Genomic DNA, 21736 nt, shown 5'->3' with positions numbered 1-21736 from the left:
TCATTCTTTACCTACATTTCTTTTTTATTTCCCCCAACGACTCTCCAACGGGGGTAAAAACGCCTTTTCTTTTTCTGGAGCAACAAACACGATTGACCCTTGGATATCTCGTACTCGAATTTGTTCCCCTGTTGCAATTCTCAAACGTTCCTCTTCGTTCGGCTCTTGATAGATTTTAGCAGTCATCGGTACATTGCCAAAGACTGTGTACAAAACAACTTCACCCAATCCATCCTTCGTAATGGCTACCGTCACCCTTCCCAGCTCACCGATATAATCTTTTCTTGATAACAAAGCATTTGTCTCTGCTTTTTCTTGAAAAGGAACAAAAACAAAAATCTTTATTAGAATAATCACCAACGAAACAACTAGAAAAATTCCCGCTAAAAGAAGCATATTTTCCTGGGCTTCCACGCTTAATCTTGTCATGATCATGCCAACCAAAAATAAACTGATAAAAACATCACAAATGTCATAGAACTCTAGCGTAATGAAATCTTTGACTGGAATAGTGATGACGGCTCCTATTATTCCAATCACCATCAGCAAATTCGCAGTCGACATCGACTCAACAAATGCTTGCAACCTCCTTCACCGCCTCTCACTTCAAAAGAAATTGACTAAATATTCCATACTCCTTAATTGTATTGCAATCTTCAAATGAAGTAAACAAGAGAACGATAAACAGTCAAAATTTGTTGCAAAATCAATGAGAAATCACTTCATTTGGCCTTCGTATTTCTTTTCGAATAGTGGACTGACTGATTTATTTTTGTACACACGTTCAATTGCATCTGCTAATAGCTCTGCAACCGTTACTTGGACAATCTTATCGATTCGTTTTTCTTGAGGCAGATAAATGGAATCCGTCACGATAACCTTTTTAATTGGAGAGTCTTCTAATCGTTCAATAGCAGGTCCAGAAAAAACAGCATGCGTAGCGGCCACATAGACCTCTTTGGCACCACGGTTCATTAATACGTTTGAAGCAGAGGTGACTGTATCCGCAGTATCAATCAAATCATCTATTAGAATACAAGATTTCCCTGCCACTTCCCCAATAATATTCATCCTTTTTTCGTTGTCAATCCCAGTACGTCTTCTATCTACAATCGCAATCGGCGCATTTAAGTACTCTGCCATTTTACGTGCTCGTGATACGCCACTATGATTCGGTGCTACAATAATCGTTCCTTCACCACTGCATCCCTGTTCGATAAAGTAATCTGCCAGCAATGATCCACCAAGTAAATGATCCAAAGGAATATCGAAGAACCCTTGAATTTGTGCCGCATGTAAATCCAAGGCAATCACCCGTGTTGCTCCTGCCGTTTCTAATAAGTTCGCCACCAGCTTGGCAGTAATGGGTTCACGAGGCCGAGCTTTCCGGTCTTGGCGAGCATAGCCGTAATACGGAATCACAATGTTGACCGTTTGTGCACTCGCCCGTTTCAATGCATCAATCATAATCAGTATCTCCATCAAATGGGTGTCTGCTGGAAATGAGGTAGATTGGATGAGGTAGACATGATCGCCGCGAATACTTTCCTTGATATCGATGCGGGCTTCTCCATCACTAAAACGTGATACAGTCGCTTTGCCTAGTTCAACTCCCAAAAAGCCAGCAACTTTCTCCGCTAATGGTCGATTCGAATTAAGTGCAAAAACCTTCAGACTGGATTTTTTGTGTTGATTCACTATAAAGCCCCTCCGTTTTATTCTGGATTTTTAAAACCTTTTCATTACTGTTATTATGCACGAAAAGATGTCGTTTATCTATTAATAACCTAAATACGCCTACCCTTAATCGTGAGGGTAGGCGTATTTGATTTTATATATTTTAATAAAATTCAATCTCAACTTCAGAAAAACCATTTGACTTCAGGAATGAAGTCAGCAGTTCAGCAACTCTTTCGTCGGCTTCTTCTAGAAACCCTTGACTGATTTTTTCTGCTTCTAGTTCTTTCTTATGCGCATTGATTTCATCAAATACAAGTTGGGATGGATAATCGGAAAAGATATTCCCTTTTATATCTTCCACTCTGGTGTTCTCGGTTTCCACAACATGATCTAAAACACGAGATTTTGGCACACGCACAGTGACGGTCTCTGATTCTTCATCAAGCATAACTTCCAGTTGCGCTAAGTCAGTCCCTGCTTTCAGATAACCGGTGTACTCAATTAGTTTAATTGCTTCCGCATATTCGAGTTCTGTGAGTCCCAATAAAGAAAGACTTTTATCCGTCCGGCTGACAATCACGTTACTGTATTCATACTTCAACGTAGTCCAATCTGATAGTTCAACTAATTGATCTTGAACCAATGCTGCTTCAGAGGATTGATTAGTAGAAGTTTCAATGAGTTCTGTTTTTGACAAGATGAAAAAGAATACTACCCCAGCAATAATGACAAGTCCCATTAAGCTTCGTTTGAATTTCTTCATCCTTGCACTTTTTCTTCCGTTAAATATTTTGCTTCAAACTCATCTAGTAAGCCGCGAACTTCATTAGTAGTTTCGGTATCCATCAACTGAACTCGCAAATCGTTAGCACCGCGGAATTCACGGACGTAAATTTTGAAGAAACGACGAAGTGGCTTGAATATGCGCGAATCTTTATTAGAATAGTGATCAAACAAGTCCAAGTGAAGTCTCAAGAGATCGAGCAGCTCTTTTGGACTATGCTCTTTCTTTTCCTTTTCAAAAGCAAATGGGTTATGGAATATTCCACGCCCAATCATAACGCCGTCCACTCCATACTTCTCAACCAATTCCATACCTTTTTGGTAATCAGGAATGTCTCCATTAATCGTTAATAAAGTATGTGGAGCAATTTCATCGCGTAATTGTTTGATTTCAGGTATTAATTCCCAGTGTGCATCTACTTGGCTCATTTCCACTTTCGTACGCAAGTGAATGGACAAGTTCGCAATGTCTTGTTCCAATACATGTCTCAGCCACGTTTTCCACTCTTCTACATCGGCATGACCCAAACGTGTCTTCACGCTCACTGGAAGTCCTCCAGCTTTAGCAGCTTGAATCAGTTCCGCTGCAACATCGGGACGTTTAATCAAACCGGCTCCTCTGCCGTGCTTAAATACATTTGGTGCTGGACAACCCATATTAATGTCAATGCCCTTGAAGCCCATTTCCGCCATACCGATACTCATTTCTCTAAAGAATTCCGGCTTGTCACCCCAAATGTGGGCCACCATTGGCTGTTCATCTTCCGTAAAGGTTAAGCGGCCACGCACACTCTCTCTTCCATTCGGATGACAATAACTTTCGCTATTTGTAAATTCAGTAAAAAACACATCTGGTCTTGCTGCTGCACTCACTACGTGACGGAACACGACATCCGTCACATCTTCCATCGGCGCCAAAATAAAAAACGGCCGTGGCAATTCTTGCCAAAAGTTCTCTTTCATTTCAAAATCCTTTCTTATAAAAATGAAAAAGCAGAATACTCTGCTTTTTCAAAACTTCGCTTATATGTAAACTGCATCTATTATCATAACAGAAATCTCGGTTATTTAAAAAAGGAAATAGTTGCTATCTCTGCGGAGATTATTTTAGCAGATTATTCCATTTAAGACAATGTTATCAATCTGGAAATGAAATGAAGAGCCCATCGATAGGATGGACTCTTCACTAGGTAGTGAATTTTTTAAGCGTTTGAACTTTCTAGAATACGATTAATCTCATCCATCTCTTCTGGTGTGAAGTCAAGATTGTCTAGTGCCTTCAGATTAGATTCCAATTGGCTGACACGAGAAGCACCGATTAGTACACTAGCAACTACTTGCTGTTGCAAGATCCATGCCAATGCCATTTCTGCCAATGACTGATTGCGTTTTTTAGCTACTTCATTTAATTGGCGCACGATACCAATGGTAGTTTCTACTCTGTCTTCTGAAAGGAACGGGCTGTCTGAGCGGTGTGCTCTTGAGTCTTCAGGAATACCGTTCAAATAGCGATCAGTCAACAAACCTTGCGCTAATGGACTATAAGGAATTGCGCCCAATTGTTCTTGCTCCAAAACATCTGTTAATCCATTTTCAATCGCACGGTCGAACATATTATAGCGCGGTTGATGAATGATGAACGGTGTACGCAATTCCTTAAACAACTTGGAAATTGCAGCAGTTTGTTCAGGAGAATAATTGGAAACCCCAATATATAAAGCTTTCCCTTGTCTAACAAGTAAATCCAACGCATGTGCTGTTTCTTCGATCGGTGTGTTTGGGTCTGGACGGTGGTGGTAGAAAATATCTACATAATCTAATCCCATCCGTTTCAAGCTCTGATCACAGCTGGCGATAATACTTTTCTTAGAACCCCATTCTCCATATGGACCCGGCCACATATAGTAACCAGCCTTGGAAGAGATGATGATTTCATCTCGGTATGGCATAAAGTCTTCTTTGAAGATGCGACCGAAGTTAATCTCAGCTGAACCAGCTGGTGGTCCATAGTTATTAGCTAAATCGAAATGGGTTATCCCATTATCAAAGGCAGCACGCATAATTGCTCTTTGATTTTCAATATTATCAACATCACCGAAATTGTGCCATAATCCTAATGACACTGCTGGCAATTTTAATCCAGAATTTCCGACACGGCGATATGTCATCTTGTCATAACGTTTTTCACTTGCTACATACATAAACGTACCTCTTTTCATTTTATGAATACACTTTCATCACTGTTTCCAGTATACCATTTTAATCAACAGAAAGAAGTGAAAAAAATTAAGATTCGATTCACTGAAAGAATAAACAAGCCTTGTATCTGTCCATCAGGCGGAAGATACAAGGCGATAAATCTTATTTTAATGTCGCAGCTACATAGTGATTCTCATTGATTTGGATCCAATCCGCATCTGCTATCCCTTTTTCCCGAAAATCTCTAAAATCAAATTGATCATTTTCACTAGCATAAAAGTTTAAGGTCTGATCATTTTTTCGTTGTTTGATATCGGTTCGTAAAAATGCAGCGATTAATCGTTTGGTGTAAGGATGGTGTGCATTCTTAAAAATGTCCTCAATCGGTCCACTCTCTACAACCTTGCCACCATACATTACTATCACATCATCTGCCATTTTACTGATTACTCCTAAATCATGGGTAATGAAAAGGATACTGGTATTGAACTTTTCTTTCAATTCGTTCATCAACCTTAAAATTTCAGCTTGGATGATGACATCCAGTGCAGTTGTTGGCTCATCCGCAATCAGTAGTTTCGGGTTGCAGGCTAAGGCCATTGCAATCATGACACGTTGACTCATTCCACCGGATAATTGGTGAGGATATTGCTTGGCAACACGATCCGGATTAGGGATCTTAACAGCTTCAAGTAACTCATAGGCTCTCTCTAATGCGGCTCTATTATCCATTTTTTGATGAATTTTGAGTACTTCCATCAGTTGATGTTTGACCGTGAAGACAGGATTCAGGCTTGTCATTGGTTCTTGAAATATCATAGAAATATCATTTCCACGCACTTTCAGTAATTCTTTTTTGGAGAAAGACAGCATATCTTGTCCTTCAAAGGTAATACTTCCTTCCGCGACATACTGATTGTTTTGAAACAACTTCAAGATAGACATGGCCGTTTGACTTTTCCCGCTGCCGCTCTCTCCGACGATTCCCAGCGTTTTTCCTTCTTCTAAAGAGAAACTAACACCATTTACTGCCTTAACTGTTCCACGACGGGTGTCAAAGTAAGCATGCAGGTTCTCAACTTGTAACAAGCTCATTCAACTGCTCCTCCCTTGTTTCATAATATTCTTCACGATTTTTAAGCGTGCACGCTACAAAATGATTCGGCTCCACTTCAATCCAATCAGGATCATGCTGACCATCTTTTGAATAAAGAAAGTCGAAGTCCGCAAATTTCTCTTCAATGTCCCACAAACTGTTCTCGTCATCCTCCATTGTTGGAATAGCATTCAGCAATTGCTTCGTATAAGGATGTTTGGGATTATTAAAAATATCATGTGCAGAAGCTACTTCAACTAAATGTCCAAAGTACATCACACCAATGCGGTCTGAAATATATTTCACTACACCTAAATCATGCGTAATGAACAAATAGGTCAGGTTATGCTTCTCACGCAAATCTTGCAACAAATTGATAATTTGAGATTGAATCGATACATCAAGAGCCGATACCGCCTCATCGCAGACAATAAACTTTGGTTGCAAGGCTAACGCTCTTGCAATCCCAATTCTTTGTCTTTGCCCACCGGAAAACTGATGTGGATAGCGATAAATAAATTCCGGTTCAAGACCACACTTCATCATTATATCCAAAATATATTCTTCATAGCCGGGATCATTTTTACTCTTAAAGAACTTATGAATCAATAGCCCCTCACCTATAATGTCACCGACATTGAGACGTGGATCCAAGGAAGAATAAGGATCCTGGAAAATGATTTGTAAATCTTTCCTCAAGATGCGCGTCTCACCCTTCGTCAAGGAAGCTAAATCAATGCCATCATCTCGATACTTTTCATAGCGTTCAAATTTTTGACTGCCTCTGAGTGGTTCTTTTATCTCCTCTATTCTTTCTTCAATCTTTTCCAGTTCAACAAGTTGAGCGTCTATTAATTGCTGGATACGATCAATTTCAGTTTCATCCACTTCAGCATTCATCTTTTGTTTTTGTTTTTCAAACTCTAGGTCACGTTTAGAGGCGGCAATTTTCGAAGCAATATCGTAGCGAGCTAATAAAATCGTACTAAGCTCTTTCAAGTCTTCATAGATGACCAAACCACCCACTAAGCGTAATGTATTTCCGTATATGGTATCAAAATCAATCTTACTAATACGCAGTTGTTCAAAGAGATTTTCTTTTTCCTGACCTTCTAAATGATCAAGCTGACGTTCCATTTCTTCAATCATGTTGAGGTCTTGGTCATAGTTGGTCGATGTTTTCGGAAGTTCACGATAAACCTTTTTTACGTATGCAGGCATAAAATTTTCAATAGTATCTCCATAATAGAGGGTTGATCCTCCAGTTTGACGCTGCAATTGAATAATCGTTCGACCAAATGTTGATTTCCCACAGCCACTTTCCCCAACGATTCCCAACGTTTCGCCTTCAAAAATATCAATGGAGATGTCTTTGTTTGCCTTTACGTAATCTTTTCCAACCTGAAAAAAGTTTTTCTTTTTAACTGGAAAGTACTTCTGTAGGTTTTTTATACTCATTAATGTTTTCATTAGCAGACTACCTTTCTCTCATCTTGGGATCAATCGCATCCCGAAGTCCATCCCCTAATAAGTTAAAGGACAAAATCGTAAACATGATTACTAAGCCCGGATATAAAGTTAGATAAGGGTGTGTACGGATATAACCACGTCCGAAATTCAGCATAGTTCCCCATTCCGCTATCGACGCTTCCAAACCTAAACCGATAAAGCCTAAGCCGACCGCTGATAATATGGAAGTCGCAATTCCCATTGATGATTGAACAATAATCGGTGACATGATATTCGGGATAATATGTTTGAAAATAATGACGGCATCATTCGCTCCTAGAGCCTCGCCTGCCTCAATAAATTGTTTCTCTTTTACCGAAATAACACCGGCTCTGATAATACGAGCAAAAACTGGTATATTTGCTAAACCGATAGCCAGAATCATATTCTGAATACTTGCTCCAAGAGAAGCCACAATTGCAATCGCAAGTAAAATAGAAGGGATGGACAGTAGAATATCACAAAAACGCATAATCAATGTGTCTACCCATCCTTTATAGTAACCGGACAGAATTCCTAATACCCCACCTATTAGTAATGCTACAGCAACTGCACTCACCCCTACCGTCAGAGAAACACGTGTCCCGTAGATCAGCCGACTCAAAACATCACGGCCTAAATCATCGGTTCCCAACCAGTTTGTCGCATTGGGCGGCTGCAAGGCATTCGCCAGATTTTGTTCCTTCATACCGTAAGGAGCTACAAAGTCAGCGAAAATAGCCACTAAAACGAGGAGCATAATAAATGACAGTCCTACCATTGCTCGACGATTGCGTTTCAACGCATACCAGATATCTGCCCATGACCCTTGAGGAATTTCGAGCATTTCTTGGGTTGCTTGGTTTAATTTCTTTTTACTCAGAACTAACATCGGATCCATTCCTCCTAATCATATTGGGCTCTGATACGGGGATCAATATACGCATAGAGAATATCTACACATAAATTTACAACGGTGAAAATGAAGGCAATAAACAAAACGCCCCCTTGAACCATCATCGTATCCCTCGTTCGAATCGAGTTAACCATCATTGTTCCAATACCGTTGATGCTGAAGATTGTCTCCGTCAAGACAGCCCCACCCAGTAACGCACCAAATTGCAATCCAATAACGGTTACTACTGGAATCAATGCATTACGCAAAGCATGGTGAAAGGTTACTGTTCCATCCGAAACGCCTTTTGCATGTGCAGTCCGAATATAATCTTGATCCAAAACATCCATCATACTTGACCGTGTAATTCGCGCAATCGTTCCAATAGAGGAAGTTGCTAACGCAAAAACCGGCATAATCATTTGTTGCCACGTTGTAAACCCACTAGCCGGCAACCAGCCCAATGTCGATGTAAAGAGAATAATAAGCAACAACGCTTGCCAGAACGTTGGCATCGAAACACCAATTAAGGAAATAAACATCACCGCATTATCTGTTTTTGAATACGGACGAGTGGCAGAAATAACACCCATCGGAATCCCGATTAGCGATGCAAACAAGATACTCCAACTTGCTAATTTAATCGTATTTGGTAACCTTACTAAAATCTCATCCAGTACAACCCGTTTAGAAACATATGAACGTCCTAAATCAAATTCAAAAAAGACTTGCTTCACATAATTGAAGAATTGCTCGATGAAACTCCGATCCAATCCCATTTGAACCCGAAGCGCTTCATACGCTTCTTGACTTGCTCCTTCACCGAGAATCATGGTAGCTGGATCCCCTGGTGAAAGATACATGATGGTAAACACAATAAACGTTACTCCTAATAAAATTGGAATGAGCCAAAATATTCTTTTTAAAACATACTGGAGCACGACTCCACCTCCCAAAAAATAAAGGGCCAAAAATTTGGCCCCATATAAAACTTATCATTATTCTTTATCTAGAGAAACGTCTTCAAGGAAGTAGCTTCCTGTAGGATGATGTTCAAATCCTTTCACCCAGTTTCTTACTCCCGTTACGTTTTCACGTGTTTGTAAGAATACCCAAGGAACTTCTTCACTGATAATTTCTTGTGCTTCGTAGTAATACTCTAAACGTTGTTCTTGATCACTGGTATAACGTCCTAATTCTAATAGTTCGTCTACACGATCATTTTTATAGAACGTTCTGTTTCCTGCTTCACCAAAACTATCAGAATGGAACAATGGATATAATCCATAATCTGCATCTGTTGTAACGGTTGTCCAGCCTAATAAGAACATGTCCGGCTCTCCTACTGCTGCTGCATCAAGGAATGCGCCCCATTCCATTTGGCTAACTTCAACAGTGATACCAACTTTTGATAGAGCTTCTGAAACAACTTGAGAAACACGGATTCGCTCTTGACTGTTATCTCCTACATATAAAGAAAGGGTAATGTCTCCTTCTTCATAACCTGCCTCAGCCAATAGTGCTTTTGCCTTGTCAACATCATAAGCAGTTGGCTCTAAATCTTCGTTATAACCAAAAACCAATTCATTAATTGGTCCTGCCATATGTGAACCAACATCCATGTAGACCGTCTTAATAATAGACTCAACGTCAATCGCATGGGCAATTGCTTGACGCACTTTTATATCCTGAAGCGGTGTATCATTTTTAACGTTTAATCCAAGATATTCAGCACCTAAGTTAGGTGTATTAATTAAAGTAAGCTCTGAATTATCAGTCACTGCTGGAATATCCGATGGTGCGATATCATAGGCAATATCTACTGTTCCGCTTTCCAATTCAATCAGTCGAACACTTGGGTCAGCAATTGTTTTGAACTCAATACTGTCAACTTCAGGTGCGTCTCCCCAATAATCTTCATTACGGTCAGCAAGAACAAGAACATGTGTGCCGGCAACCCACTCAACAAACTTAAATGGACCTGTACCAACAGCAACGGTGATTCCATAGTCTTCACCCGCTTCTTCAACTGCTTTCTCATTTAAGATCCCAACAGCTGGATGGGCTAGATGCGTTAAGAATGGACCGAATGTATCGCTGGTTCCTACCCGAATCGTATGGTCATCGACTACTTCAATCGTAGCTGGATCAATCGATCCAACAATATGGCCAATCGTTGGTGATTCTACTGCTCGATTCAAGGTATAAGCAACATCATTAGCTGTAAACGGTTCTCCATTATGGAAAACGACATCTTCTCTCAGTTTGAATTCGTATAAGTTCTCCTCTACTTCTTCCCATTCAGTAGCAAGACCGGGAACTAGTTCTAAATCATTCGTTTGAGTAATTAACGTATCGTAGATTTGTCTTGCCACACGCGTCGTTGCTTGGTCATTGGTAGCTTGAATATCAAATGTTACCGGGTCTGCTCCATTTGCTACAACTAAAACTTGTGGTTCCCCATTCGTTGCCTCTACATCACTTCCAACATTTTCATCAGAACCTGAACAAGCACCCAATATAAAAGTTGAAGCCAACAACAATAATCCTAATCTTCTTTTAATGTTATTCATAATATACCTCCTTAATAAATCAACATTGCAGCAGAGTTATCAGACAATATCAACACCAAGATTAAAATTAAATTAAAGAACAAATCTTATTGTAATTTTCCTTCGTTTTATTACTTTAACGTTGATATTAAAGCCTTTTTGAGCAATCAAAGAATTTCTTAAAAAACAAGAATTATAAAATTGTGTAATATATAAATTAAAATTAAATAGAAGTTGATAAATATAATGTATGAATGTTGTTAACATTTCTTTTTTCAAGATATTATTTCACTATTCTTGGCTCTAACAAGTCATTTTTAAGTTTCCGCTTGCCCTTGACAAACCAAACAAAAAATCCTCAACCAGAGAAAATACTGGTTGAGGTTTTACTATTTACTGATTACTAAAAAGGATTATAAAATCGGCTGCCGTTTTGGAATGTGATCCACAAACTCAAGATAAAAATGAGAAGGGTCACGAGAAGAACGAGCAAATCTTTTTTGGTGATTTCCTTAGCGCTATACCACGTTCTTTTTTTATTTTTACCAAATCCGCGTAACTCCATGGCATTGCTGATGACTTCAATACGGTCTAAACTCGACAGAATTAAGGGGAATAAAATAGCTGAAATATTTTTGATCCGCTTTGTCAATTTTTCGTTTCTCGATATATCAACCCCCCGTGCTTGTTGGGACTGGGAGATGCTGCGAAAGTCTCGTTGTATATCCGGAATATAACGCAACGCAAGTGAAACGGAATAAGCAATCCTGTAATTTACACCAATTCGGTTCAAAGAGGCAGCAAATTCACTGGGATGTGTTGTTACAATAAATAACAAGGCCACTGGAATCACGACAAAATATTTCAAGGTAACGTTCAACTGATAGAATAATTGCTCTACCGTTATATTATACCTTCCCCAGATATGAACAAGTTCATGTTCTGTTCCATAGATGGATACTCCTTCTTGGGGAGAAAACAAGTAAATCGCTACATTATTCAATAGCAGAAATGCTAAGATAAATAACAAGACAAATCCGATTTCTCGGACCTTAATTTTTGAAATGGCAAAAATAACCAGACTAGTCAGAAGTAGCACGAAGAGTACACGTGTGTCGTAAGTAATCATTGCTGTGGTAGAGAAGAGCAGGAATACAATCAGCTTTGTGGCTCCAGATAAGCTATGTACAGGTGACTGTCGCTCTATGTAGGACAACATTTCTACTGCCATCTTCTGCGTACCTCCTTCTCATACTGAATAAACGTCGAAACAAAATCTTGGGCATCCCTAATTCCAGCCTTCTGGGCAAGTAAATATAAGGAAGTCGTCGTTAGATTGGCTTTTTTCACTAGTTCAGGGGTCGCTAACACTTCTACAGCAGACGTATCAGCAAGCAATCGCCCTTCCCCTATTACTAATGTCAGTGGTGTGTACTCCAACATCAAATGCATGTCGTGGGTAATCATTAAGATTGTCACACCTCGTTGATTCAATTCTCTTAGGAAAGTCATGATTTCTGTATAATGACGATAATCTTGACCCGCAGTTGGTTCATCAAGAATCAAAACTTCAGGTTCTAAAACCAAAACCGCTGCAATCGTCACCCGCTTCTTTTGACCAAAACTTAACGCTGAAATCGGCCAATTACGGTATGGATATAACCCGCATATTTGCAGTGTTTTTTCCACTCGTTCACGAATTTCTTCTTCTGGAACGTTTCTAAGTCGCAAACCAAGTGCAACTTCATCAAAAATAAGATGCTTCGAAATCATTTGATTCGGATTTTGCATCACTAAGCCAATGGATTCAGCACGCTTCGTAATGGTATCCTTACTAATATCTCGGTCTTGGTAGCGAATCGTCCCACTCTGATGACGCTCGAAGCCACAGATCAACTTCGATAAGGTTGATTTCCCGGCTCCGTTTTTGCCAACAATACTGACCATTTCTCCTTTATGAAGCTGAAAAGACACATCCGTTAATATGTTTGGACGCTCTGGATAATGAAAAGACACATGGTTTACTTCCAGTACGATATCTTTGTAGGCTGTTTTTTGTCTACGCTCGACTTTGTTATACCAGCTCATCAACTGCTCACGGTGCTCTTGTGTCAAGGTGAGTCGATCCATCCGTTCTGGATTAATCGTTGGTGTAATCGGAATACCAGCATATTCCAAAGCTTTCAAATAAAGTGGTTCCCGGAGGTAAGTCTTTGAAAGGACATCACTGGAAAGTAATTCGACTGGTGTTGCATCAGCGATGATACGACCCTCGCTCATGACGATAATCCGATCGACATCCCGATATAAGACGTCTTCTAAGCGATGTTCAATAATAACCGTAGTTTTATTTGTTTGTTTTTGCAACTGATCAATTAAATCAATCGCATGCTTTCCCGTTGCAGGATCCAGGTTCGCTAACGGTTCATCGAATAATAAAATATCAACATCATTCACTAAAACTCCCGCTAAAGACACGCGTTGCTTCTGTCCTCCTGATAACTGATGAATGGAAGAATCCAGATAATCGTCTATCTTTACTAGTTCAGCTACTCCTGCCACACGTTTGTGCATGTCATCTTGAGGAACCATGTCATTTTCCAATGCAAATGCGATGTCTTCCCCAACGGACAAACCGATAAATTGCCCATCTAAGTCTTGCAAGACCGTCCCGACCATTTTAGATAATTGAAAGATATCGAGCTCTTTGGTTTCTTTTCCGTTGATTAAGCATTGTCCACTGCTTTCCCCTCGGTATGCAAAAGGAACTAGCCCATTCATACAATGGGCTAGCGTACTTTTTCCAGAACCAGAGGGACCGACAATAACTACCTTTTCACCTTCACGAATGGTTAGATTAATATCATGTAAGGTTGGTTCTTTCTGACTACGATATTTAAATGTATAGGATTGAAACTCAATCACTGCACGGTTCATCTACTAACTCCCTCTATTTCATAAAGATTATTCTCTTGATAAGCTATCACTTTTATTACGAGTTTTCGCATAACCAGAAATTAATAAAGTACCAATCACTGCTACAGTAATAATATTTGCTGCTCCAGCCGCAATTCCCTGGGTAAATACTTTATTAGCCGGTTCAGCATAAATGGCGATATCAAGGACTGGGGCAATGATTCCCCAACCAATCGCTTGTGCAACGACTTGGCTAATATTAAATTGGATGATATCTTTTTTAGAAAATTCACCATCTTCTACATGAATTTTTCTAGTTAAAATCCCAATCATAAAACCGACGAACAAAGAAACGACTACCCAACTCCACCAGACCGAACCATAAGAAATAGCATCATTTAAGGCATGTCCAATCAGACCAATTAATCCTCCAGCAATCGGACCATATACTACCGCCATCAAAGCTAGGAATGCATAAGCCGTTTGAATGCTGGTATTGGGAATTGGAGTTGGAATGGATGCAAAACGTGCTAAAACCACATAAACGGCAGCTCCGATTCCAATTGCGACAATCGTTTTAATCGATAATGTTTCTTTTTTCATAATTTCCCCTACTTTTCTTTTATTATTGTACCACTTTTCTGATACGTACTTGCCAACTATCGCCACTTAAAATATGATAAGCATTCGCAAAAGACCCCTGATTAATAGCTATACCTAATTTATCTAATGAATTAATGAATAAAATGGGATCTCCAACCCGACTTCTTGCAAATGACTCACCAAGCTTGATTTCGCTTTGATAGACAATACTATAATTATTAGAAATCGTGACTTCCAATTGATCGCCGTAATGAATGCCTTGAGCAAATAACAATTCTCTGGGAATATTTGTCCAGAGGTTACCGAAACGACTGTCTAAAATATCCACATTTCCAGAAATTCCATCATTTAGAACTTCTGCTTCATGATGCGGGAGGCGAATAACATCGGAAACAGCTATTTCAGGACCGACTTCTTCAAACGAAATAACGCCTGCAGCTAGTCGTGCTGCTGTATAGACGTACACATCTCTACCATGGAATGTATAAGACTCGCCAGAATTAGGCAATCGATTCACACGCTCATCAATTTCCCGAACTGATAGAATACCGATACTCTCATCTAGATGTGTCAATGTCCCATTATCTGGTGTCACCACATATTGACCATTCGCTGTCTGGGCAACCACACTGAGTCGATCCGTTCCAACTCCTGGATCAACTACTGATACAAAAACGGTGTCTTCTGGCCAATACTGTACAGTTTGATACAAACGATAAGATGCTTCCCAAATATTATATTGCGGAATCTCATGCGTTAAATCATAAATTCGTAATGCAGGATTTACGCTTAGCGCCACTCCGTACATCGCACTCACAGCACCGTCTGCTCTGCCAAAATCTGTCTGTAATACTAACTGTTTGCCCACTCTCTTACTCCTCCTTTTTTTGACGCAAAAAACCACGTCTTTACCCCTTTAAGGGCAAGGACGTGGTTAACAGACGTGGTACCACCTTGCTTCTCAAACTGTTCACACAGCCTGACTCTAGGAGTAAATGATGCTTACTCCAGCAGCGTTAACGAGCGCTAATCCGTTGCTAGCTAAATGATAGAATCTCACTAGCAAAACTCTGAGACCATTTTTCAATACCAAGTTCTGCTTCTTCTCACCATTGGAAGCTCTCTGAAAAAACCATGAGTATTTACTTCTTCTCTTCTTCGTTTTTCACATTTAATTTTAATTAATTATAATCTATGACAATAAGGAAAGCAACGGACTTTTCAACAGAGTTTCTGATATTCAACTTATTATTCTCTTTCATTCTTAAAGGTAGAGTACATAAGAATTCTCACACATACAGTCTTCAATATCAAAAAGCTCTACATTTTCTGGGTTGTACACCCAGTAGTAGCCCGAATCATACACGTAAGGCAGCTCGTTTCCTTCTGAGTCCGATACTTCAATTTTTTTGGCTTCTTTATTTACAACAAATGAGCCAATGCTCTGGTTCATTTCTTTAGGGGTACCTTTTACTCGATGGTTTTTTGCTAACAAAGTCGCTCCCAATTTTTTATACAAGTTATTCGCTGCCTCATCATCCCTCGTAAAGATAGCCAAGTAATCAATCCTTTTACTGCGCAATACGTTCAACGCTTCTGTTATCAGATTTTGAGCAATTCCCATTTTTTGGTAATCAGGATGGACCGCTATGATATCCATATAAGAGCCCTTTTCTAAATGAGTTACATATGGATAACTTTTATTCTGGTCCCCATCAAAAATTCCAATATCTAAAATACCAATGACTTCATTATTTTCATTTAAGGCAACTAACTCTAGTGCTTCAGAATAACCATCTTCAGATGTATACGTATCTTTTTTGGGTTCAATTTGATCATTGAAGCGACTATATAGGTAAGACAAAGCTTTACATCTAATCCAGCTATCTTCAAGGCTGGATTCGTATGAGACAATGCGATAGGTTGGTTGTTTATTCACTGTATGTACCTCATTCATGTTTTTATGATCATGCCTTCATTTGTTTCTTGAGCTTCTTAATGGCCCATTCATAATGACTGGGAACGGAAGAGACAAAATAAGAACCAAGCGAAGTAGTTCCTGTCCAAGTAAAGTATTTCTTTTCAAATAATTCGTCATCCGAAAATGTTTCTGCTAGATGCATCACTTCTTGATGACTGCTGGTCCATCGTTTGTAGGCTTCTTCAAAACTTGTTGATTGATGCTTCTCCCCAAATTTTAAGTTTAGCTCTACATAGTTCTTCCAAGTATAGGGCTCTGGTAGAAATGATTTTTTCTCTCCATTTTGATTGGCTCTCACCCAGTCCAGCAATAATTGGTGCCATTCGTACAGGTGGATAAGTACATCACGCAAATTCTTATCCCTTCTCCAATGGTTCTCCTTCATTTTTTCAGTAACTTCGAAAGTAAACGGCTGGTTCTTTTCTTCTTCTGTTAAGGATTGAATCATTGAAACTAGCTTCTCATATTTCTCATTGCTTGATTCTATAAATCTCATTTTTGTATTCGGCCTGCTCATGGTAACACCCCTTTTAAGATCATCTTTATATACGTTATGATTTAGACTCTAAATATTCAATCTTCTCGAAGTTTTTATTACTATACTTATCTGCTCGGTAACCATCATTTGCTAGTTCAAGTTTCGACAAAGGTATTCATGCAGAGCTCCTGAGCAGGGGAATGATTCCTTTTCTTCCTATTTTAGCATATATTTTTTAATCCAATTTCACCCCATCAAAAATTTCTATCTCTTCTTTTCTTTCACTCATTAAATCTATTTTTAATTTCTTTGAATAATGGATAATGAAGAAAAAGATGAGCACCATGATGAGCTCAATTCCGATTAAAACAAATCGCAGTTGAATGATACTGCCTGCTATACTGACCAATGCTACAATCATCATTTCTAACAGGGAGATCATTATATTAAAGGCTGTCGTTAGTTGGCCGATTTTATTGATTGGAAATGCGAACGGAATATAGGTCCTGAATCCTGTATTGATATAAGCCAACGCAAATGAAATTAAAAAGAAACCAATACTTGCGCTGAAGAAATTAAAAGAGGTGCTTACGATCAAATAGCCAATCATATACATCGATCCTCCCAGCAATATTAACTGTCTAATAGTCAAGCTTTCTACAATTAAAGTATTTAGAATGGACCCAACCAAGAAACCTACTCCCGATATACTTACCAACATCCCATATTGTCCGTCGCTCATAAATAAAACGTCTTTAGAGAACGCAGCCTCTACAGAATCTAAACCAGCAGCTAAAACGAATAAAGAAGAAACGAACATATAAAAATAAACATTCATAGGTTCCGCCTTATAATAGCTCTTTAAATATTGGAAAGCATCTATATAGTCATCCAATAAATTTGTTATCACTCTTTTTTCTCTTCATGTTCTCTCTCCTTTCGTAAAAAAAACACTCCTAAGAAATAAATTTCTTAGGAGTGTTTTGCTTAAACACGGTACCATCCTTCATAGGAGCACAACGCTCCTCTCTTTTCGGTATCTATTACTAATACCTAGCCCAATAACGAGGGCAATCGTCTGTTTATCAAATACATGAATATCATCCAAACAGCAGCTCATAAGATTTGTTTCATCACTTTTCATGTACCTAATCCCAGCTACATAGGCTCTCTTAAACACTACAAATGACTACTCTTCTTATTCAGATGCTTTTTCTCATTTAATGATCATAAATTATTTGTATTCTAGCATTGCCATTTACTTAAGGCAAATATTTCTTGAATGATAGAAGCAGAGTTCAACACTAATGTCTATCTTCTTCATTAAAATGAATCGTTGATTGGAGAACCCTTCACATTAGTAAGTAAAAAGATAAGTAGACCCCTTTGATTCTTATTTTAGTTAAAACAGACCGTAAAATCTCCTTTGCTTTCCTCAATAACTTCCAGGTCATACCCATCCCGTAACAAATCAAAAACATAGATTCGAGCGAATGCGTGAAGCCATCTTTTCTTATCCGTCGATAAGTTATAATAAAAAGCGATTTTACCCATTAAGTTGGAATACGCAATTTTACCTACCGGATCGCCTTTCGTTTGGAATAAATGAGCTTGGATGCAGAGGTCGCAAGCTCTTTCCAAGTCCTCTTCGCTTTCTAATCTCTTAGGGCCTTGTTGTTTCAAGAAGCGGCTGACAGTCATCTGTTGGCGCTGTTGCTTCCGCACGTCTTCCGTAATCTTTGGGATATTAAACCTTTTCTGAGTAGGCTCTTGTCTATTCGTCTGGGTTGGTTTTATTGGCTGATTTTTCCGTGCTTGTTCTGCTTTCTCCTGTTCCAATCGAAGCTTGTTACGGCGGAACATCTCTACATTTTCTTCCAATTTCTGATAAACGCCGTCTAGCAACGGCACCCCTGCTTTAAGTAATTCTCGGACATCTTCAGGAAGAAGACCAAGCTTAGAAGCTTCTGCCACAGCCCGTTTCTTATCCTCATTTGTAAACGAACGGAGAGTTGATTGGCTGTACTGTGAGTTTAGGCGCTTCACCTTATCTCGCAGCAAATCTCGCTCTTTCACCAAGTTGTCCAACCTGTTAACTATCACCGTTTTATTCAAGCAGTCCTTTCCCACTTTTAACAGAATGCCGGATTCGCTTTGAATAGTATAAATATTCATAATACCTCGTCCACATGCCCCTCCACCCTCATGAGGGTATTCGCATTTGAGACTTTCTTTTTTCCCTACACGGTAGTAATCTACCAGATGCCACTGTTGCCCTAGTAAATTCTTCCCATTTTCCTCAAATATTTTCTTGCTTTTCCTCTCCATATACTGCTCGATGTACGCTTCCTGCAACGCAATGTCCATTCATCTCTTCCTCTCACTTAGAAAGTTATCATAGATAAAAAATTGAAACTCAAATAATCCTACTTTTTAAATCGTCTCAAGATGAGATCTCCTATAATAGAAAATGTGTATCTATTATTTTATCCAAACCGTTTTTTCTCTCTAAAATTTGCTTCGTGTAATTACTTGTTCTTTCATTAATCCCATGATTGATAATCGTTGCAACAATTCCTCTAACGAACCATAGAGACAAGTTCTCTTTCAGATCTTTCCAATTAAATTTATCATTATTTAAAAGATACCCTTTTTGAAAGTCACATAAAGACGCTACTAACGTAGTGTCCCCTTTTATTATAACCTTTTCAAAAGACATTATTAGCTTCTTTATTGTATAATCATCTCAATGAGGAGTTAATTTTATGAAACGATATAAATAATCCCTGTATTCCTTGCTGGTTCCTATTTTGGCAATGGTCGGCACACTTGTCGATATTGATTTCAATTCTGACCGCAGTGGTAGCTCAAATGAGAACTAGAAATGAAGAATCAAGAAGATACTATGAAAGGAGTTTTTCTATGAAACTTGCAGAGGCACTATTGTTAAGAAGGGACCTCGAAGCAAAGTTAACCGCACTGAAACAAGATGTTTTAGCCAATGCTCTTATTCAAGAGGGTGACATATTGGATATCAGTATGGAAGAGTTGATTCAGGACTATCAAAAAACAAACGAAGAATTCTCCCATTTGGTGGTGAAAATTAATAAGCGAAATGCCGAAGCTACTCTGCATCATTCGGATAAACTGATTGTTGAAGCTTTGGAGGAAAGAGAATCCTTAAGGAGGCAGCACAGCTTTTTCAACAACACAATCGAAACGGCCAACGATATCAGAAGGTTTGGGCGTAATGAAATCAGGATGGTACGAGCTGTCGATACGAAAGAATTAACCAAAAAAATGAATGATATTTCTAAAAAACTGCGAGAACTAGACGGAAATATTCAACAAACAAACTGGCTAGTTGATTTATAATATTTGGGCGGGAATCAAAGGCGAGCATAAAGCAGGTACAGGCTCATATGTACACTATGCAGGTTTGGCAGAAAACCTTAATCATCAATGACTGCTAATAAGTTACAACTGCATCAATTAAAAATTAATAATGAATAACCATATGCTGATTTGATTATGGTAGGGAAAGACCCCTAGGCTTTATGCCCAGGGGTCTTTGAGTTAAATCTTTTGATCTTATAGACCTATCCTGTCATCACCTGTTCCATTCGAAAAAACAATTTTTATTAAATTACTACGAATTCGGAATGTTTTAATTGATTTTATTTCTCAAGTCTGTTAATCTGTTAATAGTGCTTGAAAGATAGCAAATTACCAACACAAAAGGAGATTATAAATTTATGTCACAATTTACAGATTTAGTTAAAAGCCGTCGTACTCGTTATGCAATTGGAAACAACACTGATCTTTCTAAAGAGGAGATCGTTGCTCGTATTCGCGAGGTTGCTAGAGAAGTTCCAACTGCAAGCAACAGCCAAACAACTCGTTTAGTAGTAGTATTTGGTGAAGAAAATGCTCGTCTATGGGACCATATCTTAGACGTTCAAAAAGACGTACTGCAAGGCGAAATGTGGGATATGATGTCCGGCGTTATGCAAGGTGCTAAAGGCGCTGTTGGTACGGTTCTATTCTTCGAAGATCTTGATGCAGTAGCAAAAATGCCTGCAGAAGGTGCACGTGAAGAAGCTTATAAACAAAACAACAATGCGAATTCACAGTACGCAATTTGGTTAGCTTTAACTGAATTAGGTCTTGGTGCAAGCTTACAACACATGAACATTGGTCATGAACAAGGTTTTGACAAATCCGTTCTAGAAATGTTCAACTTGCCAGAAAACTACGAAATGATTGCACAAATGCCATTCGGTTCAATCGAAGGCGATGCTTTCCCGAAAGAATATATTGAAGACGAAGTACGTGTTCAAGTTATCGGTTAATCATTCATTTACAAAAGCGAAAAGCACTCCTTAGTTGGGAGTGCTTTTTTGCATGTATTTATTTGGTAGATAAAGAATTAATACATGCTTATTCGAAATGAAAACTAAATAACTTCTCATGTAACTCCAAATTCATATTCAAGTTTAATTCAGTAATCATTGCTTGAGCCACTTTTAAGACTTCTTTATTCATTACTTGTACAAATTCTTCTAATTGAATTACGTTGAATGGAGTATATTTACTTATTACGTTTTGTTGGTCTGTTTCTAAAAGCGACCGACTTCCCTCATACTTACTCCAATCTCCCAGGTCATTAGGATGTTGATTTTTCTCAATTAACCATAGAGACATCAGGATATGTTTCATCATTAAAGAACAATGCTCACAATAATTCGTTTCTAATCGCATTTTTCTTCGGTAAAGTTCATGCAGGTAGGAGGTATACTTATTTAGGTACTGTATCAAATCATCAGATGTAATCGTATATTTCATTTCTCTCGACTCTTCTTTTAACTTCAAAAGAAAATGATGATGATCTTTTATAATTTTTCCTGAATTATTCATACTCCTAAAATTTTCTTGAAAAAATGTTTTTTCAACGATGAAGCATTCCAGTTTTCGGAATTGCCATTAGTTTTTCTAAATGCGCAAGCTGATTTGGCTTCACATTAGGAAAATTGGCGTATGAACCCTATTTTTGGGCGCACGAACC

The 21736-nt window shown here is 38.7% G+C and carries 22 protein-coding genes and 2 other annotated features; of the genes, 2 read left to right on the top strand and 20 right to left on the bottom strand.

Annotated features, from left to right (window positions below; genetic code table 11):
* Positions 1–24: 24 nt before the first annotated feature.
* The 19 genes from PVE40_RS08640 to PVE40_RS08550 all read right to left on the bottom strand — a co-directional run bounded on the left by PVE40_RS08640 (position 25) and on the right by PVE40_RS08550 (position 19390).
* On the bottom strand, positions 25–585 hold the full coding sequence (locus tag PVE40_RS08640; RefSeq protein ID WP_274731501.1) for an NfeD family protein: 561 nt from the start codon (positions 583–585) through the stop codon (positions 25–27).
* A 132-nt stretch (positions 586–717) separates the two neighbouring features.
* Positions 718–1701: a ribose-phosphate diphosphokinase gene (locus PVE40_RS08635; RefSeq protein ID WP_274731507.1), complete on the bottom strand. Its 984-nt coding sequence runs from the start codon at positions 1699–1701 to the stop codon at positions 718–720.
* A 139-nt stretch (positions 1702–1840) separates the two neighbouring features.
* Entirely contained in the window at positions 1841–2443 is a 603-nt protein-coding gene (locus PVE40_RS08630) for a DUF4230 domain-containing protein (protein ID WP_274731500.1), read from the bottom strand.
* On the bottom strand, positions 2440–3426 hold the full coding sequence (locus PVE40_RS08625) for a tRNA dihydrouridine synthase (RefSeq protein WP_274731499.1): 987 nt from the start codon (positions 3424–3426) through the stop codon (positions 2440–2442). The genes PVE40_RS08630 and PVE40_RS08625 overlap by 4 nt, the downstream gene beginning before the upstream one ends.
* Positions 3427–3665: 239 nt before the next feature.
* The gene (mgrA, locus tag PVE40_RS08620; protein ID WP_274731498.1) at positions 3666–4664 is read right to left on the bottom strand and encodes an L-glyceraldehyde 3-phosphate reductase; all 999 of its coding nucleotides are present in this window, start codon (positions 4662–4664) and stop codon (positions 3666–3668) included.
* Positions 4665–4824: 160 nt separating this feature from the next.
* The gene (locus tag PVE40_RS08615) at positions 4825–5757 is read right to left on the bottom strand and encodes an ABC transporter ATP-binding protein (RefSeq protein ID WP_274731497.1); all 933 of its coding nucleotides are present in this window, start codon (positions 5755–5757) and stop codon (positions 4825–4827) included.
* Positions 5738–7228 carry an oligopeptide/dipeptide ABC transporter ATP-binding protein gene (locus PVE40_RS08610; RefSeq protein ID WP_274731496.1) on the bottom strand — a complete coding sequence of 497 codons (1491 nt, stop codon included), beginning with the start codon at positions 7226–7228 and terminating at the stop codon, positions 5738–5740. Before PVE40_RS08610 ends, PVE40_RS08615 begins: the two co-directional genes overlap by 20 nt.
* Before the next feature lie 7 nt (positions 7229–7235).
* Positions 7236–8138 (bottom strand): ABC transporter permease, encoded by a 903-nt coding sequence (locus tag PVE40_RS08605; protein ID WP_274731495.1) that lies wholly within the window; start codon positions 8136–8138, stop codon positions 7236–7238.
* A gap of 14 nt (positions 8139–8152) precedes the next feature.
* Positions 8153–9082 carry an ABC transporter permease gene (locus PVE40_RS08600; protein ID WP_274731494.1) on the bottom strand — a complete coding sequence of 310 codons (930 nt, stop codon included), beginning with the start codon at positions 9080–9082 and terminating at the stop codon, positions 8153–8155.
* 57 nt (positions 9083–9139) lie between these two features.
* Positions 9140–10714: an ABC transporter substrate-binding protein gene (locus PVE40_RS08595; RefSeq protein WP_274731493.1), complete on the bottom strand. Its 1575-nt coding sequence runs from the start codon at positions 10712–10714 to the stop codon at positions 9140–9142.
* 382 nt (positions 10715–11096) lie between these two features.
* Positions 11097–11924: an energy-coupling factor transporter transmembrane component T family protein gene (locus PVE40_RS08590; RefSeq protein WP_274731492.1), complete on the bottom strand. Its 828-nt coding sequence runs from the start codon at positions 11922–11924 to the stop codon at positions 11097–11099.
* Positions 11915–13630, bottom strand: a complete 1716-nt coding sequence (locus PVE40_RS08585) for an ABC transporter ATP-binding protein (RefSeq protein ID WP_274731491.1) — start codon at positions 13628–13630, stop codon at positions 11915–11917. Before PVE40_RS08585 ends, PVE40_RS08590 begins: the two co-directional genes overlap by 10 nt.
* 27 nt (positions 13631–13657) lie before the next feature.
* Positions 13658–14212, bottom strand: a complete 555-nt coding sequence (locus tag PVE40_RS08580; protein WP_274731490.1) for an ECF-type riboflavin transporter substrate-binding protein — start codon at positions 14210–14212, stop codon at positions 13658–13660.
* 22 nt (positions 14213–14234) lie between these two features.
* On the bottom strand, positions 14235–15080 hold the full coding sequence (locus PVE40_RS08575) for an SAM hydrolase/SAM-dependent halogenase family protein (RefSeq protein ID WP_274731489.1): 846 nt from the start codon (positions 15078–15080) through the stop codon (positions 14235–14237).
* Positions 15081–15133: 53 nt separating this feature from the next.
* Positions 15134–15380, bottom strand: a binding site (T-box leader).
* A gap of 96 nt (positions 15381–15476) precedes the next feature.
* Complete coding sequence (locus tag PVE40_RS08570; protein ID WP_274731488.1) at positions 15477–16151, bottom strand: GNAT family N-acetyltransferase; 675 nt, start codon at positions 16149–16151, stop codon at positions 15477–15479.
* Between the two features lie 28 nt (positions 16152–16179).
* Positions 16180–16710, bottom strand: a complete 531-nt coding sequence (locus PVE40_RS08565; protein WP_274731487.1) for a ClbS/DfsB family four-helix bundle protein — start codon at positions 16708–16710, stop codon at positions 16180–16182.
* A gap of 196 nt (positions 16711–16906) precedes the next feature.
* Positions 16907–17581, bottom strand: coding sequence for an MFS transporter (locus PVE40_RS08560; RefSeq protein WP_274731486.1), 675 nt, complete (start codon positions 17579–17581; stop codon positions 16907–16909).
* 61 nt (positions 17582–17642) lie between these two features.
* Positions 17643–17887: a binding site (T-box leader), on the bottom strand.
* Between the two features lie 182 nt (positions 17888–18069).
* Positions 18070–19038 (bottom strand): hypothetical protein, encoded by a 969-nt coding sequence (locus tag PVE40_RS08555; protein WP_274731485.1) that lies wholly within the window; start codon positions 19036–19038, stop codon positions 18070–18072.
* Between the two features lie 91 nt (positions 19039–19129).
* Positions 19130–19390, bottom strand: coding sequence for a hypothetical protein (locus tag PVE40_RS08550; RefSeq protein ID WP_274731484.1), 261 nt, complete (start codon positions 19388–19390; stop codon positions 19130–19132).
* A gap of 203 nt (positions 19391–19593) precedes the next feature.
* Between PVE40_RS08550 and PVE40_RS08545 the strand changes: the two genes are divergently transcribed.
* Both PVE40_RS08545 and PVE40_RS08540 read left to right on the top strand, forming a co-directional pair.
* Positions 19594–20046: a DIP1984 family protein gene (locus tag PVE40_RS08545; RefSeq protein ID WP_274731483.1), complete on the top strand. Its 453-nt coding sequence runs from the start codon at positions 19594–19596 to the stop codon at positions 20044–20046.
* A 380-nt stretch (positions 20047–20426) separates the two neighbouring features.
* The gene (locus tag PVE40_RS08540) at positions 20427–21023 is read left to right on the top strand and encodes a nitroreductase family protein (RefSeq protein ID WP_274731482.1); all 597 of its coding nucleotides are present in this window, start codon (positions 20427–20429) and stop codon (positions 21021–21023) included.
* An 88-nt stretch (positions 21024–21111) separates the two neighbouring features.
* Here PVE40_RS08540 and PVE40_RS08535 read toward each other — a convergent pair whose 3' ends face one another.
* Positions 21112–21393 carry a hypothetical protein gene (locus PVE40_RS08535; protein WP_274731481.1) on the bottom strand — a complete coding sequence of 94 codons (282 nt, stop codon included), beginning with the start codon at positions 21391–21393 and terminating at the stop codon, positions 21112–21114.
* Positions 21394–21736: the final 343 nt, after the last annotated feature.

The organism is Jeotgalibaca caeni (assembly GCF_028863945.1).
GTDB lineage: Bacteria > Bacillota > Bacilli > Lactobacillales > Aerococcaceae > Jeotgalibaca > Jeotgalibaca caeni.
Note: the sequence above shows the minus strand (reverse complement) of the source record. Positions and strands in the feature narration are given on the sequence as shown.

Bases quoted from the DNA above. Each gene is read 5' to 3' on its own strand.
- PVE40_RS08555 (WP_274731485.1), bottom strand. From the start codon at position 19,038: ATGGACATTGCGTTGCAGGAAGCGTACATCGAGCAGTATATGGAGAGG.
- PVE40_RS08545 (WP_274731483.1), top strand. From the start codon at position 19,594: ATGAAACTTGCAGAGGCACTATTGTTAAGAAGGGACCTCGAAGCAAAG.
- PVE40_RS08625 (WP_274731499.1), bottom strand. From the start codon at position 3,426: ATGAAAGAGAACTTTTGGCAAGAATTGCCACGGCCGTTTTTTATTTTG.
- PVE40_RS08585 (WP_274731491.1), bottom strand. From the start codon at position 13,630: ATGAACCGTGCAGTGATTGAGTTTCAATCCTATACATTTAAATATCGT.
- PVE40_RS08605 (WP_274731495.1), bottom strand. From the start codon at position 8,138: ATGTTAGTTCTGAGTAAAAAGAAATTAAACCAAGCAACCCAAGAAATG.
- mgrA (WP_274731498.1), bottom strand. From the start codon at position 4,664: ATGTATGTAGCAAGTGAAAAACGTTATGACAAGATGACATATCGCCGT.
- PVE40_RS08550 (WP_274731484.1), bottom strand. From the start codon at position 19,390: ATGTCTTTTGAAAAGGTTATAATAAAAGGGGACACTACGTTAGTAGCG.
- PVE40_RS08580 (WP_274731490.1), bottom strand. From the start codon at position 14,212: ATGAAAAAAGAAACATTATCGATTAAAACGATTGTCGCAATTGGAATC.
- PVE40_RS08590 (WP_274731492.1), bottom strand. From the start codon at position 11,924: ATGGCAGTAGAAATGTTGTCCTACATAGAGCGACAGTCACCTGTACAT.
- PVE40_RS08615 (WP_274731497.1), bottom strand. From the start codon at position 5,757: ATGAGCTTGTTACAAGTTGAGAACCTGCATGCTTACTTTGACACCCGT.
- PVE40_RS08595 (WP_274731493.1), bottom strand. From the start codon at position 10,714: ATGAATAACATTAAAAGAAGATTAGGATTATTGTTGTTGGCTTCAACT.
- PVE40_RS08535 (WP_274731481.1), bottom strand. From the start codon at position 21,393: ATGATGAAACATATCCTGATGTCTCTATGGTTAATTGAGAAAAATCAA.
- PVE40_RS08565 (WP_274731487.1), bottom strand. From the start codon at position 16,710: ATGAGCAGGCCGAATACAAAAATGAGATTTATAGAATCAAGCAATGAG.
- PVE40_RS08610 (WP_274731496.1), bottom strand. From the start codon at position 7,228: ATGAAAACATTAATGAGTATAAAAAACCTACAGAAGTACTTTCCAGTT.
- PVE40_RS08630 (WP_274731500.1), bottom strand. From the start codon at position 2,443: ATGAAGAAATTCAAACGAAGCTTAATGGGACTTGTCATTATTGCTGGG.
- PVE40_RS08540 (WP_274731482.1), top strand. From the start codon at position 20,427: ATGTCACAATTTACAGATTTAGTTAAAAGCCGTCGTACTCGTTATGCA.